This is a genomic window from Janthinobacterium silvisoli (genome assembly GCF_014200725.1).
GTDB lineage: Bacteria > Pseudomonadota > Gammaproteobacteria > Burkholderiales > Burkholderiaceae_D > Janthinobacterium.
On the sequence record NZ_JACHCL010000001.1, the window covers coordinates 2,071,849 to 2,086,622 of the forward strand.

Here is a 14,774-nt window from a genome sequence, read left to right on the forward strand (position 1 = left end):
TGGCGAGCGCACCGTGCAGGCCACCGATGATGGCCTGCTCAGTGCTAGTGCTGGGATCAGATTACTTGGCGGTCCAGGCCACCACGTCTTGCTGCTGCTCGCCCAGGCCGGCGATACCGAGGCGCAGGCTGTCGCCTTTTTTCAGGAAGCGCTGCGGCTTGCGGCCCTGGCCTACGCCTGGCGGCGTGCCGGTGGCGATGATGTCGCCCGCTTCCAGGGTCATGAATTGCGACAGATAGCTGACGATTTGCGCCACATTAAAAATCATGGTTTGCGTGTTGCCGGTCTGCATGCGCTTGCCATTCAATTCCAGGTACAGGTCCAGGTCTTGCACGTCATACACTTCATCGCGCGTCACCAGCCATGGGCCGACCGGGCCGAAGGTATCGCAACCCTTGCCCTTGTCCCATTGCGGACCGCGTTCCAGCTGGAACGAGCGCTCGGACAAGTCATTCACGACGCAATAGCCGGCCACGTATTTCAGCGCCTCTTCTTCGCTGACGTATTGTGCGCGCGTGCCGATCACCACGCCCAGTTCCACTTCCCAATCCGTCTTTTTCGAGCCTTTCGGCAAGATCACATTATCGTCCGGACCATTCAGGCAAGTCACCGCCTTCATGAAAACGATAGGTTCGGCCGGCAAGGGCATGCCCGCTTCGGCCGCGTGGTCGGCGTAATTCAAGCCGATGCCGATGAATTTGCCGACCTTGGCCAGCGGCACGCCGAAACGTGGGTTGCCGCGTACCAGGGGCAGCGTTTTTTCATCGATCTTGGCCAGCTTGCGCAAGGCCTTGTCGGACAGTTGTGCACCATCAATATCGGCGATCACGCCGGACAGGTCGCGCAATTTGCCTTCTTCATCGATCAGGCCTGGTTTTTCCTTGCCTGGACGTCCGTAACGAACGAGTTTCATAGTCTTCCTTGGAGTTAATCATTGCCGCTGAGCAGGCTGCCATTTTACCGGATGCACCGGCCTGCCTGATATGCTCCATGAAAAACAGCAACAGCCCCGGCAATTGCAGGGCCGCCACAATCGCGAACGCAAGGCGGTAAGCCTCGGGCGGATAATGATGCTGGGCATCGACTGGCCACAGCCCCAGGATCAGGCCAAAGCCCGCCTGCACCAGAAAAGCCCCCGTAAAAATCAGCAGGTTCAGACAGGTAGCCGCCCGCCCCGTCAAACTGGGCGGCATGCTTTGCGCGACAATCGCATATTCCAGGCCGGCCACCGTACCCAGCAAGGTAAACAACACCGATAACAAGGGCAAGCCTGGCTGGTAGTTGCTGGCCATGCCCAGTTGCACCAGCACAAACAAGACAATGCCGATAGCGGCCACTTGCATGGTCGTGATACCGTGCCGCGCCGCCCATTCCGTCAGCATACCCATGGCGATGGCGCCAAAGATGACGGCGGCCATGCCCAGGTACAAAAGATACGCCACATTATCGTCAGACAAGCCGCCCACGTCGCTGAGCCAGCGCCCTACCCACAAGCCCTGGATGCCAAAAAACACGGTATGCGGCAACAGGATCAAACGGATGGTGCGGCGAAAGGCAGGGTCGGCATACACATCGCGCAGGCGGATAGCAGGCGTAGTGGGCGCCTGACGTGCAGGCATGGCTGGAGTCAGCAGGCGGATCAACAAAACCAGAGCCAGCGCCGCAACCGCCAGCCCCAGGAACAGGCCGCGCCAATCCGTATAATGCAGGGCCAGCTTGACAGGCATGGTGGCCGTGGCCGCGCCCAGGCCACCCACTGCGATCAGATAACCATGCATGGATGGCAGCCGCGCAGGCGCGACCGCGCCGGAAATGGCTTTCACGGCAGCCATGAAACAGCCGCCCAGGCCGGCCCCCATCACGGCGCGCGCCCACATCAGTTCGGCAAAGCTATGGCCCCGGCTGAACAGGAATACGCCGAGCGCCGCCACTAGCAGCAACAGCAGTTGCACCGTACGCGGGCCATAACGGTCAAGCGCCATGCCAACTGGCAATTGCACCAGCGCAAACGCCAGGAAAAACACGCTGGTCAGCAAACCCAGCTGCGTCGCTGTCAGCGGCACGGTCGCCAGCAATTCTGAAGTCAGCACGGCATTCACGCCACGCAGCAGACAGGACAGATAGTGCCCCAGCGCATACGGTAAAAATATCAGGCAAAACACGGCCACGCCGGATCGTGGTGGCAAGCCGGCGCGGTCCATGTTCAGGCTGCCTGCACCAGGTGGATCACGCGCTGCGGTGCGTGCACTACTTCCGGCAGGCTAGCATCGAGTTCGAAGAAGAATTTCTCCTGGCCAAATGCAGGCCGTAAATCGTCGAACCAAGTCGCTTCTGCATCGAACTTCGCATAAAACGGCCGCCGTACCCAGTCCGGATTACGCGCCTGCAAGAACTGCAGTGCAAATACTTTTTCACCACCGATATTCACCACGCCATCGATCACGATCTTGCCGGGAAAAGCGCTCATGGAAGGCCCGCGCACCGTACGCGACAAACCGGATACCTGCTGGTAAGCGGCCTGGAAAATTTCGTGGGCCCTGGCAAGCGGTACTTCAAAATAACCGCGCGGGCCCGTGTCGCGCTCGACAAACATGTAATACGGAATCGCCCCCAAGCGCGTGCCCGTCTGCCACAGCTCGGCCCAGCTATTCGGATCTTCATTGATGTGGCGTATCAGTGGGCCCTGCATGCGCAAGGTGGCGCCCGTCGAGACGATGCGCTTGACGGCTTGCTGGGCTATATCCTGGCGCAATTCGACGGCATGGCTGTAATGGCCCATGATGGCCAGGTTTTTGCCCGCCTTGACGATGCGTTCAAACAGGCGCAGCAAGTCGTCCGCATCGCGGTCGGACACAAAACGCTGGGGCCAGTACGCCACCGACTTGGTGCCGATACGGATATTCTGGATATGAACCAGCGCCGGGTCCAGCAAGGGTTCCAGATAGGCGGCCAGCGAACGCGTATTCATGATCATCGGGTCGCCACCCGTGATCAGCACGTCGGTCACTTCCGTATGCAGCTTAAGGTAAGCGGCCAGTTCAGTCGATTCGCGCGCATCAAACTTCATGTCGTCCATGCCGACAAACTGGGGCCAGCGGAAACAGAAGGTGCAATACGCATGGCAAGTCTGGCCGGCGCTGGGGAAAAACAGCACGGTTTGCGCATATTTGTGCTGCAAGCCACGCACCGGTTCGCCATTCATGGTTGGGACGTTATGCGTCATCTGGCCCGCCGGATGCGGGTTCATGCCCAGGCGAATGCCGCGTACATACGCATCGATGGCGGCCTTGTCCTGCCGCACCAGCACCAGCTCGCGCAAATGGGCATATTGCTCGGGCGGCAGCATGTCGCGGTGCGGGAACACCAGGCGATAGATCGGATCGTCGGGAATATTGTTCCATTCGATCAATTGATCGAGCACGTATTCATTGGTTCGGAACGGCAAGACGTGTGATACCACTTGCACTGCTTCGCGCTGTTCGGCAGGGAGCCAGTCCCATTGCCGCGCCTGGCTAATGGTCTGCCGCGTATAGGGTTTGAATTTGACGCTGGAAAGTTCATTACTGTCATCGGACATGCTCGACTCCTGTGCGGTAGTGATAACAACTTCCATTAAAGAGCATGAAAATCAGGCCATCTCCGGCCATATTCTTTTCATGGTGCGATATCGCCATGCTGGGAAAGTCATCATAGTTCTTGCCAGAAAGAACCAATTGCCGCACATCAACAAGTCTTCTACTGCATGTATGTAATGAGACATGCAATTAGGCAAGACTTAAGTTTGTTCAATCGCAATTCCATGCAGACCAGTGCGACGTAAATTACGGTTTGGCAACACCTCTCTCGATTTCACAAGGAGTCTTCATGAAACAAATCATCAAGGGCAGTTTGCTATGCCTGGCATGTGCCAGTTTTGCCGTCAGCGCCGCTACGGAACCCACTGAAAAGGACGCCATCGCCATGGCTGAACGGGGCGCCGCCTTCATCAAGGCGCATGGCAAGGAAGAAATGATCAAGAAGCTCATCGCCAAGGATCCCGACTTCGTGCAAGGTTCGCTGTATGTGGACATGCGCGACATCAAGACGGGCATCGTGCTGGCCCATCCGATCAACCCGGCCATCGTCGGCAAGGACTTGACGGATGTGCCGGATGCCAATGGCAAGAAATATCGCCGTGAAATCATTGAACTGGCACAGAAACAGGGCAAGGGCTGGGTCGACTATCTGTACAAGAATCCCGTCAGTGGCAAGATCGAACCGAAAACTACCTACATCCTGCGTGTCAACGACGTAGTACTGGAAGCGGGCCTCTACAAAAAATAGCCAGGCGGGCCAGCATGCCCCGCTTTCAGGGCGGGGTTCCATCACGCCCGATACAGCCACAGGCAGGAGTCAAGATATGCTCGACAAACTACGCATCGGACCAAAATTATTGCTGGCCCCCGCCCTCGTCTTGCTGCTGCTGATAGTCAGTTCGGCCGGCGCCTGGTATGGCATGGTGCGGCAAAATGCTTCGCTGGAAAATATGGTGACTGTACGCATCAGCCACCTGAAGGCGGCCTCGGATGTGGCGAGCGACGCCAAATATGCGCACGGCAATATGTACCAGTTGCTGGCGTGGACCAACGGCAGTTTTGCCAAGGAGCGCCTCGATGCACTGGAACAACAAATCAAGGCACGCCACCAGGCCATCGCCGAACAATTGTCTACCTTGCGCGCCTCGGCGTCGGAGGCTGAACGGGTGTTGATCGATGCAGCGCTCGTGCCTCTGGCGGCGTATCGCAAGGCGGTGCTGGAAACCATGGAAATTGCGCAGATGGATCAATCGATCGCCACCAATTCCATGCTCAAGGCGGAAACACAGTTCACTCAGCTCAACGAGCAGCTGGCGCAATTGTCAAAGCTGGAAACAACCCTCAGCAGCCAGGCGCATGCCACGGCCAGCGCCGAGTTTCGCAGCCTGGGCTGGAGCTTGCTGCTGACCGTTATCCTCTCCATCCTTGCCTCCATCGTGGTGACGGTGCTGGTGCGGCGCGCCATGCTGGGAGAGATACGCGGCATTGCCGACGTCGTGCAAGACCTGGCTGCCGGCAAGCTGATCGCGGGCGCGCCCAATCCTGGCCGAGACGAGATCGCCGACACTTCGCGCGTGCTGGACCAGACCATCGCCAATCTGAACCATACCTTGCGCACCATTATGGAAGCCGTGCACTCGATCGACACGGCTGCCCGAGAAATTGCCACCGGCAATATGGATTTATCTGCGCGAACGGAAATGCAGGCCAGTTCGCTGGAAGAAACCTCGAGCGCCATGGAAACACTGACGGAAGCCGTCAACAACAATGCCACCAATGCCCAGCTCGCCTGTCAATTAGCAGCCCAGGCATCGACCCTGGCCGTGCAAGGAGGCGCCGCGATGCAGCAGGCTGTGACAATGATGACGACGATACGGGCTAATTCGCGCGAGATCGTGGAAATTATCGGCGTGATCGATGGCATTTCCTTCCAGACCAATATCCTGGCGCTGAACGCGGCCGTGGAAGCGGCGCGCGCCGGCGAACAGGGACGCGGCTTTGCCGTGGTGGCTTCGGAAGTGCGCACCCTGGCGCACCGCTCGGCCGCCGCCGCAAAGGAAATCAAGACCTTGATCGCCACCTCGGTGACCACCATCGATGGCGGCAGCGTGGCGGTACAGCAAGCAGGCGACAGCATGGGTGCCATCGTCGCCTCGGTGCAGCAAGTGAACGACATCATCCAGCGCGTGCAGACAGCCAGCGCGGAACAGGCTTCGGGCATCAGCGAGGTCAACACGGCCGTGGCGCAAATGGATGATGTGACGCAACAAAATGCGGCCCTGGTCGAACAGGCGGCCGCGGCCGCTGCCAGCCTGCAGGATCAGGCCGTGACCTTGTCGTCCGCCGTGGCCGTCTTCACGCTGGACCAGGCGGCGGGGTCGGCAGTGATACCGGTGCAGGAAAAGCCCGGCGAAGCCGATTCCTTTCAGCATCCGGAAGAGCATAGGGCTAGCCAGGCTGAACGACGAGCATTACAAAGTCCGCTACGCAGCAAGCGCCGCGCCTAGCTTGATTTGGTTGAACTCAGCTCCGCATCGGCTTGCTCAAATAAGGCGAACCGGCCAGCACGAAACGCCATGGCACGTCCATGGCTTTCGAAATACCGATGCGCGGCCCGGCCAGCACCGTCACCTCGTGCTCGCGCGCTAGTAACTCGAAAGGCGGCGCGTTCAAATCCAGGCGGTTCTGCAAATGCGTCACGCCCAGCGCCTGGCAGACCTTGCCCGGCCCCGAACACAGCAGCCGCACCTGGTCGACACCACGCCGCTCGCGCATGGTCTCCAGGCCCATCACCGGTTCAATCGCGCGTATCAGCACGCCAGCGCCGTGGCCAGGTTCGCGGCAGACAAAATTCAGACACCAATGGATGCCGTAGGAACGGTAGACATAAGCGTGTGCCGGCGGACCGAACATGGCCGCGTTGCGCGGCGTGATACCCGAAAACGTGTGCGAGGCAGGGTCCAGCGCATCGTAGGCTTCCGTTTCCACGATGCGCCCGCCCACGCCATCAACCAGCACGGTGACGCCGATCAGCTGCTGCGCCACGATGGAAGAATCGTCTGCAAAATCGATACCGGCAAGTATGCTTTTCATGGCGCAATTGTAGCGCGCCGCTGCATTCCATCTGTTCCACGCACGCTATCATCATTCTTAAAAATCAATAAATATTATAGATATAGCCATGAAAAGATCGCTGTAGCAAGATAAAAAGCATACTTTTTTACACAATCTATTGCATAGATGAACTATTGCCATCCATAAACAGCGATAATCTCCAGGCACTGCGCCGGACCTCCATCAGCTCCATCCGTTGCAAGGCGCGACAGACAAACCACCCAGTGATGCGAAGAGAATGATGACGATAGCAGCAACGCAAGCGAAGGCAAGTGAAGGTGATCCGGTCGATGCCTTGATGCGTTCCATCCGCATTCCACCGCGCCCCAGCCTGCTGGTCGATTTGCAGCGTGAACTGGCCGAAGCAGACCCATCGCCGCGCAAGATTGCCCGCATCATCGCCGACGATGTCGGCATGTCGGGCGCGCTATTAAAACTGGCCAATTCGCCTTTTTATGGCGCCGCGCGCAAGGCCAAGTCGGTCGAGCAAGGCATCAACTTTCTGGGCATCAACCAGTGCAGCGCCATGATGACGGGCTTGCTGGCGCGCCAGGCGGTCGAAGCGGAAGGCGTGGAACTGAACAATTTCTGGGATGTCTCGGCCAAGCGGGCACGCGCCGTGGTATTTACATCACGCAAGCTGCGCATCGCCCCGCCCGACATCGCCCACACTTTCGGCCTGTTCTGCGATATCGGCGTACCCCTGCTGATGAACCGCTTTCCCGACTACGTCAACACCTATGCGGCGGCGGCCAATGATGCCCAGCACTGTTTTACGCGCCTGGAAGATGCGCGCCACCAGACCAACCACGCCGCCATCGGCTGCTTGCTGGCTCGTAACTGGGGCTTGTCGTCGGACGTGGCCTGGGCCATCCTGCATCACCACGACTACAGCGTGCTGGCCGACCCGTCCACGGATGACGCCATCCGTTCGCTGGTCGCCCTGTCCTTGCTGGCCGAAAAAGGCATTCAGCGCTACCATGGCAACAGTAGCTCGCTGGAGTGGGACAAGGGCGGCGAACTTGCCTGCAAGCATCTCGGATTGTCGGCGGAAGAAACCACAGACCTGCTCGATGAATTGCACGAGATGTTCGATACCGATCACTGATCGCACCGTGCGGCCTCAACGGCCTGTATCATCCCTTCCGGGCGCCAGGCGGCATCGCCGCGGCGCCCGTTTGCTTTAGCTGCTGCTTTAGCTGCTGCTTTAGCTGCCTTACCTGATAACTTAACCATCACGACCACCATGCCTAAAAATAAGCGCCCTGTCCCCCGTAAATCCGCCAATAGCCCTGAAGACAAGGACGAAGCCGTCACGCGCATGCTGTGCACGATGGCCCTGAACCTGGCGGAGCAGGAAGACAGGGAGTCGCAAGGCACGGTGCTGGCCGAGCAGGCCGTCGAGTTTGGCCGCATCATCCGCAAGAATCTGAACCAGAAGAAAGATGAAGTGCTGTACGACGCCATCGAGCGGTCGAAATATGAAGACGTGGGCGCTTACCAGTATCTGCGCCAGCATATCGAGGAAGCCTCGTCGGTAGTGGTCATCCGCCGCGAGAATGCAGCGTCGATGGAAATCAACGCCTTCGTGGTGCCACTGCTGGTACAAAGCACGGGCGGCTTGAAGCAGGCGGACACATTCCTGGACCAGAGTGCATTCGAAGCGCTGGTGAAAAGTTTCCAGCAGGCTGAGCTGGAAAGCGCCAAGGCCAAGGTGGTACTGATGAGCCACGCCTACGACCTCGACGAAATCGACCGCATCACTTACAGCCATCTGCATGAAATGGTGCGCGATGCCTATACCTCGATGACGGACAAGAAAATCGTCGCCGCGCCTGGCCTGGAACGCAGCATCGTGGGCTGGAGCGAGACGGCTTTCGGTCCACAGGACACGGCCGTGGAATTGCGTTTCCTGCTGGGCTTTGCCCTCAAGCGCGTGGACGATCCGTTCTATGTGGAACCGAAAGATGAAGCGGCGCTGGACGCCTGGTTCGATGCGCGCATGGCCCGCTACCAGCAGTGGACCAGCGACATGGCCGAGCTCGTCAAACGCTGCCTGGCCCCCGCCGGTACGGCGCTGGAAGTCAGCTTCCTGTACCAGGATCTGTTCCACGGTGGTAAGGAACAAGGCATGGCCGAATATGCGATGCTGCAAATGATGTCGGGCATCAATCATGCACTGGCAGAAAATAATGCTGCCCCTGCTGATGTTTCCGTGATCGTGGGTCCTGCCGATGAGCATGGCGAAATGCTGCTGCGCGTGAATGTCCATGCGGCTGGCGGCGCATTGCTGCACAGCGCAGACAAGCCGCTGGACCTGGCGGCCGACCTGCAGGATGAAGTGGACGATATCTGCGACGCGCTGGCCACCATCGGCGTAAGCCAATTGTCGGTGGCCTTGCGCTTCGACGCCAAAGGCCAGCCGCTGGAAGTGCAGGCTTACTCGCCAGCCTGACGTTCTATTTTGAACAGGCTCACCAGTTCCGACAACTGATGCGCCTGTTCCTGCATGGCTTGCGCGGCCGCCGCGGCCTGTTCCACCAGCGCCGCATTTTGCTGCGTCACGTCATCCATGCTGATGATGGCCTGGTTCACTTGCGCGATGCCTTCGCTTTGTTCATGCGTGGCCACGCTGATGTCATGCATGAAGGCCGTCACCCTGGCGATGCCTGCGACCACCTGCTGCATGGTCTCGCCGGCCTGGCTGGCCAGCACGCCGCCCAGCTCCACCTGCGCCACAGACACGCCGATCAAGTCCTTGATTTCCTTCGCCGCGCCGGCCGCGCGCTGCGCCAGGCTGCGCACTTCGCCCGCCACCACGGCAAAGCCGCGCCCCTGCTCGCCCGCGCGCGCCGCTTCCACGGCCGCATTCAAGGCCAGGATATTCGTCTGGAAGGCGATGGCGTCGATCAGGCCCGTGATCTCGGCGATCTTGCCTGACGACTGGCCGATCGCCCCCATGGTATCGACCATGCGCGCTACCACGGCGCCGCCCTGCTGCGCCAGTTGCGCGGCGTCGCCGGCCAGTGCGCTCGCCTGCTGTGCATTGCCCGCATTCTGGCTGACGGTGCCCGTCAGTTCTTCCATCGAAGCAGCCGTCTGCTCCAGCGAACTGGCTTGTGCCTCCGTGCGCGCCGACAAATCCAGGTTGCCATTGGCGATTTCCTTGGAGGCAGCCGCAATCGCCGTCGCATTGCCGCGGATCTGGCGCACGGTCGCGGCCAGGTCTTGCTGCATGCGCGCGATGCTGTGCAGCAGGCTGCCATTGTCCCCCGTGCGCAAGGCCACCGGCGCCGATAAATCGCGTCCGGCGATGCGGCGCGTGACGTCGCCCGCATAGGCAGGTTCGCCGCCGAGCGCGCCCAGCACGCTGCGTATCACTTGCCAGCCCAGCGCCAGCATCACGGCCAGGGCGGCGATAAAGAACCACAGGAACTGCATGGCCGCATGCCAGAAAGCGTTCTCGATATCGTCATTGAAAAAGCCCGTGCCTATCCACCAGCCCCAGGGTTTAAACGCGATGATGCCATTGAGCTTGGCCACCAGTTGGCCATCGCGGCGGCTCTTGACGGAGACCAGGCCCACTTCCTCTTTCGCCAGCGCTTCGATATACGCCAAAGAGTCGGGCCGGCCATCCATGGTTTCGCCTTCGGCAATCACACCGATATTTTTCGGATTCGGATGCACCAGGTTCAAGCCATTCGGCAAGCGTGCCCAGTAATAGCTTTTGCCATCGTTATTGAGCTGGGTCAGCGCTTCCTTCGCTGCCGCCTGCGCCTGTTCGCGCGTAAGCTGGCCCGACAATTCCTGGCTGTGATAATGGGCGGCCAGGTGCTGACCCATCTTGAGCATATTGATAATTTGCGCCTGGCGGTCATGCTGCATGGCCTGGTAGAGATTGCGCAAGCTGTAGGCGCCCAGCATGGCCATGGCCAGCAGTGCGGCGCCGACCAGCAGGATCAGACGGTGGGACACTTTCATGTGTAATCCTTTATTGATGCGTATCGACAGGCGTGCCGGGTCCCTGCCCGGCTGTGGCGCGGGCAGATAATGGACGGCGGGGGAAGCTAGCGCCTGGGTTTGACGGCGAGATGCGGCATGAAGTATTCAGGCCGCAGTTTGCGGGTGATTTCCAGCACCGGCAGCACGTGATCGAGATGGCTGCGCATGGCGGCGACGGCGTGCTGCGGATCGCCTGAGGCGACCGCTTCCACCACCTTGCCATGCTCCGCCATCACGTCGCTCATGCGCCCTTCCAGAGGGAGCGTCAGCTGGCGGTAGCGGTCCATCTGGGTTTTCGCCTGCAGGATCATGGGCCAGACACCGGGATAACCGGACAATTCGGCCAGGGCTGCATGAAAGTTCTCATCGGTGCGGTGAAAGCCCCGTATATCGTTGTTCGTGATGCATTCAGCCTGCGCGGCCAAAATAGCCCTCAGCCTGGCAATGCCTTCCGGCGTGGCCCGTTGCGTGGCTTTTTCAATGATGGCCGTCTCCAGCGCGCAGCGCACCAGCATCGCTTCTTCCAGCGAATCGAGGGGAATCCGGGCGACAAACGTGCCCACGCGCGGCAGCACTTCGATCAAGCCTTCCTCGGCCAGCCGCTGCACCGCTTCATGCACGGGCGTGCGGCTGGTACCCAGTTCTTCGGCCAGTTCCTTCTCCACGATGCGGGTGCCGGGCAGCATGCTCATGTCGACAATACGCTGGCGCAGCAGGCCGTACACGCGGCGCGCGGCGCTGACGCCGGTTTCGCCATCGGCCGAAGAAAGAGTAGACGTCAGATTCATAGACTTGTTTGTAGACTTATTTTTAGCGGTATAGCAAATTAAACGGGAAAAACTGCGGTTTCGATGATACAGCTTCTACGCTCAGCCGGCAGGCATTTCCGTGCGCGCGATGATGGCGCCGCGCTGGCCTATCACGCAGGCAGCCAGGCGGTGCCCTGCCGCTGCGGCTACGGCAGGTGGCTGGCCCGCCAGGCGCGCCGCCACATAGGCTGCGCCGAAGGAATCGCCGGCCGCCGTGGTATCGACCACGCGCGCCACAGGCTGGGCAGCCACTTCTTCCTGTTCGCCATCGCGCCAGACGATGCAGGGCTGGGCGCCGCGCTTGAGCACGATTTCGGGCACGCCCAGCGCCGCCGTACGCGCCAGCACCTGTGCGATGCTGGCCGGCCCGTACAGCGCCTCTTCATCATCCAGTGTCAGCAAGGCCAGCGACGACAGGCTCAGGATGCGGTGGTAAATCGAAGCGGCGGCATCGGCGCTTTCCCATAAGCGGGGGCGGTAGTTATTGTCGAAGATGATCTGGCCGCCCTGGGCATGGCATTGCGCCAGGGTCGCCAGCAGCAATTCGCGGTCAGCTGGCGGCAGGATCGCCAGGCTGATACCGGACAAAACCACATGGCGCGCGCCAGCCAGCTCACGCAAGATGTCCGGCGCCTGCGCGCGGCGCATCCAGTGGCGTGCAGCCGAATCGCTGCGCCAGTAATGGAAGTTGCGCTCGCCCTGGCCATCGGTCTCGATCAGGTACATGCCTGGCAGCTTGTCGTCCAGGCGCTGCACGCAGCGCGTATTGATGCCCTCTTCCTGCCAGCTGGCGCACATATCATCGGACAGGCCATCGGTGCCCAGCGCCGTCACATACGCGACCTGGTGCCGGCGCGCATCGAGCAGGCGGGCCATATACAGCGCCGCATTCAGCGTGTCGCCGCCAAAGCGGTAAGCCATGGCCTGCTCCTGCTGCTGTTCCTTGCGCTGCAATTCGATCATGCATTCGCCGATCACGAATACGGTAACTGGTGCGTTCACTACGGTTTCCTCTCAAGGGAAAGCCGGCTGCCGCGCCGGCATCACGAAAGATGCGCGGCGCGGCGCCTGCCGGTATTACTTTTTATCCCAGGTCGAACCAAACAGGTTCGACTGGCCGATGGCCGGGAAGTCCACGAAAGCCTTGCTGCAATCGACGACCTTGTCCACATCGACCGCCTGCGTGGCCGTGCCATTGACCGTTACGCGTTCGGCAGCATTGGCGAAGATCGGCAGATTCGTGCCCTTGATCGTCAGATTGGCATCGGACGACGTCATCGTCGTGGCATTCGGCGAGTCGGTCACCACATTGTTCAGGCTCATCACCAGAGGATACTGCGGATTGTCGAAACCGCCCGTATTGGCCTTGAAGCCCTGCAGCTTGATGGCCGTGTTACCGAGGATGCGCACGTTATCGAGCGTGATATCGTGGAAGTTCGGGTACAGCGGACCAGCCGCCGGCAATGCCTTGGTGCTGTAGTAGGTGGTAAACAGCAGCGCGTTCTGCGCATCGCGGATGCAGATATTGCGGTAGTGGACATTGCTCACTTCGCCGCCGCGTGCATAGTCGGACTTGATGCGCAGACCCTCTTCCGAATGCGTGAACGAGTTGTCGTAGACCTCGACGTTGGTCACGCCGGCGTTGGTTTCACTGCCCACCGAAATGCCATGGCCCCAGTAGATGTGGTTATGCGCGATCACGATGCCGTGCTTGCGGTCCGAACGCACATCGCGCTTGCCATCGATGGCGAACAGGCCCGAACCGGCTGGCGACGGATTGGAACTGCCCTTCAGGGCCACATCATCGTCGCCCGTGCTGACGAAATTGTAGGCAAAGACGAAGTTTTTCAGGTAGCCGTCAAACGACATGGCGCCCGCCGACGTGGTGCTGCTGCCCGTGGCCAGCTTGCCCGAAATGGCCTTGCTGGCCGCACCCGGATCAAAGGCGTCCGTATTCTTGACGTTATCTGCATTCCAGGTTTCGCCGTTGTACAGCGGATTGCCGTTACCGGCCGGGTTGGCGAAAGCTGCCAGGGTCGGGGTCTGCACCTTGACGCCCCACACCGTCAAGCCATCGACGCCGCTCGGCACGACGTGGAAGTTGGCGCTGTTATTGAGCGAAATGCGGTACAAGGTCAGGTTTTTCGCATAGTTGAACACCATCATGCGGAAGTTCGATTGCGAACCCGTGCCCGTGACGCCGTTCTGTACCATATTGCCCAGGAAGGCCAGGTCCCACCAGCTCATATTGCGCGCCGACGATTTGGAATCAACAAAAGTACCGCCGTTATCGCACGACACGCCGTCGGCCGCCTGCTTGCCGGCCGCGTACGAGGTGTAGGTGTTCGAGCAGGTCATGTCGACCTTCATCAACGGATACAGCTTGTTGGTGGTGACGATTTCCGAATAGGCGCGGCTGTCGATCGAGCCATCGCCCATGACGGCTGAATTAACCAGGTTGGAGCCGTTGATCAGCGCCGTGCAATTGCCCGAGCTGCCAGCCTTGCTGGAACTGACGGCAGTATTGCCGCAGTATGGGCCAGCCGGATTCGGCGAATAGGTCGTCACATCGCGCGAAGCGTACAAGGTCACGCCCTTGTCGATCCACAAGGTCACGCCCGATGGCAGGGTCAATGGACCGCTGATAAAACCATCGCCCACACCGGAACGATTCACTACCAGGCGCACGGCGAACTTGCTGGCGCGGTATTCGGGCTTGGCCAGTTCCTCGCCCGAGACGCCGGCGATATTGACGTTCTTGACATTGGCCGTCTTTTGCGCGGCGGTGGCGGCGGCATCGGCGGCGGCGATCTTCGCGCCCACTTCCGCATCGACGGCGGCGCCGCAAGCGTCCAGCGCAGCCTGGATACGGGCCTGGTCAGGATTGGCGGTGGCGGTGGTGACCACGGCGCCCACGCCAGGTTTCGACGGGTCGGCTTCCGGCGGCAGCGAGCCATCGGGACGGCGCACCAGGTTGCTGGTCGCTTCCAGGGTGGCGCAGACTTGCGTGTCTTTCGGCAGGGTCGGTTCCGGCGGCAGGTCCGGATCGTAGGACGTGGTGCCAACCTGGTACACGCTGCCCGGGTTATAGCTGGTGGCGGTGTCGCCATTGGTGCTGCCACCGCCGCCGCATGCCGCCAGCATGGCGGCCAGTGGCAGGGCCACGCAGGCTTGCGCCCAGCCTGTATTGAGTTTCTTGCTACCTGACTTCATGTTTGCATCTCCTGATGTAAGCGCCGCTCTGACGTGGCCGCGCTGTAGTCGTTAAGCCGGC

The 14,774-nt window shown here is 60.3% G+C and carries 12 protein-coding genes; 4 read left to right on the top strand and 8 right to left on the bottom strand.

Features of this window, described 5'->3' with window-relative positions:
* Positions 1-61: 61 nt before the first annotated feature.
* From HDE75_RS09305 to HDE75_RS09315, 3 genes are read right to left on the bottom strand one after another with little or no spacing between them, the layout of a single operon-like run.
* The gene (locus tag HDE75_RS09305) at positions 62-913 is read right to left on the bottom strand and encodes a fumarylacetoacetate hydrolase family protein (protein ID WP_183674643.1); all 852 of its coding nucleotides are present in this window, start codon (positions 911-913) and stop codon (positions 62-64) included.
* Complete coding sequence (locus HDE75_RS09310; protein WP_183674640.1) at positions 858-2,201, bottom strand: MFS transporter; 1,344 nt, start codon at positions 2,199-2,201, stop codon at positions 858-860. Before HDE75_RS09310 ends, HDE75_RS09305 begins: the two co-directional genes overlap by 56 nt.
* A 2-nt stretch (positions 2,202-2,203) precedes the next feature.
* Positions 2,204-3,577: a KamA family radical SAM protein gene (locus HDE75_RS09315; protein WP_183674637.1), complete on the bottom strand. Its 1,374-nt coding sequence runs from the start codon at positions 3,575-3,577 to the stop codon at positions 2,204-2,206.
* 287 nt (positions 3,578-3,864) lie between these two features.
* Between HDE75_RS09315 and HDE75_RS09320 the strand changes: the two genes are divergently transcribed.
* Complete coding sequence (locus HDE75_RS09320) at positions 3,865-4,323, top strand: cache domain-containing protein (protein WP_183674634.1); 459 nt, start codon at positions 3,865-3,867, stop codon at positions 4,321-4,323.
* A gap of 76 nt (positions 4,324-4,399) precedes the next feature.
* Positions 4,400-6,082, top strand: a complete 1,683-nt coding sequence (locus HDE75_RS09325; protein WP_183674631.1) for a methyl-accepting chemotaxis protein — start codon at positions 4,400-4,402, stop codon at positions 6,080-6,082.
* Positions 6,083-6,098: 16 nt separating this feature from the next.
* Here the strand turns inward: HDE75_RS09325 and HDE75_RS09330 are convergent, their stop codons facing one another.
* Complete coding sequence (locus HDE75_RS09330; protein ID WP_183674628.1) at positions 6,099-6,668, bottom strand: DNA-3-methyladenine glycosylase; 570 nt, start codon at positions 6,666-6,668, stop codon at positions 6,099-6,101.
* Between the two features lie 262 nt (positions 6,669-6,930).
* Between HDE75_RS09330 and HDE75_RS09335 the strand changes: the two genes are divergently transcribed.
* Together HDE75_RS09335 and HDE75_RS09340 are read left to right on the top strand one after the other, a co-directional pair.
* Entirely contained in the window at positions 6,931-7,797 is an 867-nt protein-coding gene (locus tag HDE75_RS09335) for an HDOD domain-containing protein (protein ID WP_183674625.1), read from the top strand.
* Between the two features lie 138 nt (positions 7,798-7,935).
* Positions 7,936-9,144, top strand: coding sequence for a hypothetical protein (locus HDE75_RS09340; RefSeq protein WP_183674622.1), 1,209 nt, complete (start codon positions 7,936-7,938; stop codon positions 9,142-9,144).
* On the opposite strand, the gene HDE75_RS09345 is transcribed toward HDE75_RS09340, so the two are convergent.
* The 4 genes from HDE75_RS09345 to HDE75_RS09360 all read right to left on the bottom strand — a co-directional run bounded on the left by HDE75_RS09345 (position 9,129) and on the right by HDE75_RS09360 (position 14,713).
* Positions 9,129-10,670, bottom strand: coding sequence for a methyl-accepting chemotaxis protein (locus HDE75_RS09345; protein WP_183674619.1), 1,542 nt, complete (start codon positions 10,668-10,670; stop codon positions 9,129-9,131). The genes HDE75_RS09340 and HDE75_RS09345 overlap by 16 nt on opposite strands.
* 86 nt (positions 10,671-10,756) lie before the next feature.
* Positions 10,757-11,479 (bottom strand): GntR family transcriptional regulator, encoded by a 723-nt coding sequence (locus HDE75_RS09350; RefSeq protein WP_183674617.1) that lies wholly within the window; start codon positions 11,477-11,479, stop codon positions 10,757-10,759.
* An 81-nt stretch (positions 11,480-11,560) separates the two neighbouring features.
* Complete coding sequence (kdgK, locus tag HDE75_RS09355) at positions 11,561-12,502, bottom strand: 2-dehydro-3-deoxygluconokinase (protein WP_183674615.1); 942 nt, start codon at positions 12,500-12,502, stop codon at positions 11,561-11,563.
* A gap of 75 nt (positions 12,503-12,577) precedes the next feature.
* Complete coding sequence (locus HDE75_RS09360; protein WP_183674612.1) at positions 12,578-14,713, bottom strand: glycoside hydrolase family 28 protein; 2,136 nt, start codon at positions 14,711-14,713, stop codon at positions 12,578-12,580.
* Between the last annotated feature and the right edge of the window lie 61 nt (positions 14,714-14,774).

What these genes read in the sequence shown, in the direction of transcription:
- HDE75_RS09305 (WP_183674643.1), bottom strand. Translation starts at nt 913, where the DNA reads ATGAAACTCGTTCGTTACGGACGTCCAGGCAAGGAAAAACCAGGCCTG.
- HDE75_RS09310 (WP_183674640.1), bottom strand. Translation starts at nt 2,201, where the DNA reads ATGGACCGCGCCGGCTTGCCACCACGATCCGGCGTGGCCGTGTTTTGC.
- HDE75_RS09315 (WP_183674637.1), bottom strand. Translation starts at nt 3,577, where the DNA reads ATGTCCGATGACAGTAATGAACTTTCCAGCGTCAAATTCAAACCCTAT.
- HDE75_RS09320 (WP_183674634.1), top strand. Translation starts at nt 3,865, where the DNA reads ATGAAACAAATCATCAAGGGCAGTTTGCTATGCCTGGCATGTGCCAGT.
- HDE75_RS09325 (WP_183674631.1), top strand. Translation starts at nt 4,400, where the DNA reads ATGCTCGACAAACTACGCATCGGACCAAAATTATTGCTGGCCCCCGCC.
- HDE75_RS09330 (WP_183674628.1), bottom strand. Translation starts at nt 6,668, where the DNA reads ATGAAAAGCATACTTGCCGGTATCGATTTTGCAGACGATTCTTCCATC.
- HDE75_RS09335 (WP_183674625.1), top strand. Translation starts at nt 6,931, where the DNA reads ATGACGATAGCAGCAACGCAAGCGAAGGCAAGTGAAGGTGATCCGGTC.
- HDE75_RS09340 (WP_183674622.1), top strand. Translation starts at nt 7,936, where the DNA reads ATGCCTAAAAATAAGCGCCCTGTCCCCCGTAAATCCGCCAATAGCCCT.
- HDE75_RS09345 (WP_183674619.1), bottom strand. Translation starts at nt 10,670, where the DNA reads ATGAAAGTGTCCCACCGTCTGATCCTGCTGGTCGGCGCCGCACTGCTG.
- HDE75_RS09350 (WP_183674617.1), bottom strand. Translation starts at nt 11,479, where the DNA reads ATGAATCTGACGTCTACTCTTTCTTCGGCCGATGGCGAAACCGGCGTC.
- HDE75_RS09360 (WP_183674612.1), bottom strand. Translation starts at nt 14,713, where the DNA reads ATGAAGTCAGGTAGCAAGAAACTCAATACAGGCTGGGCGCAAGCCTGC.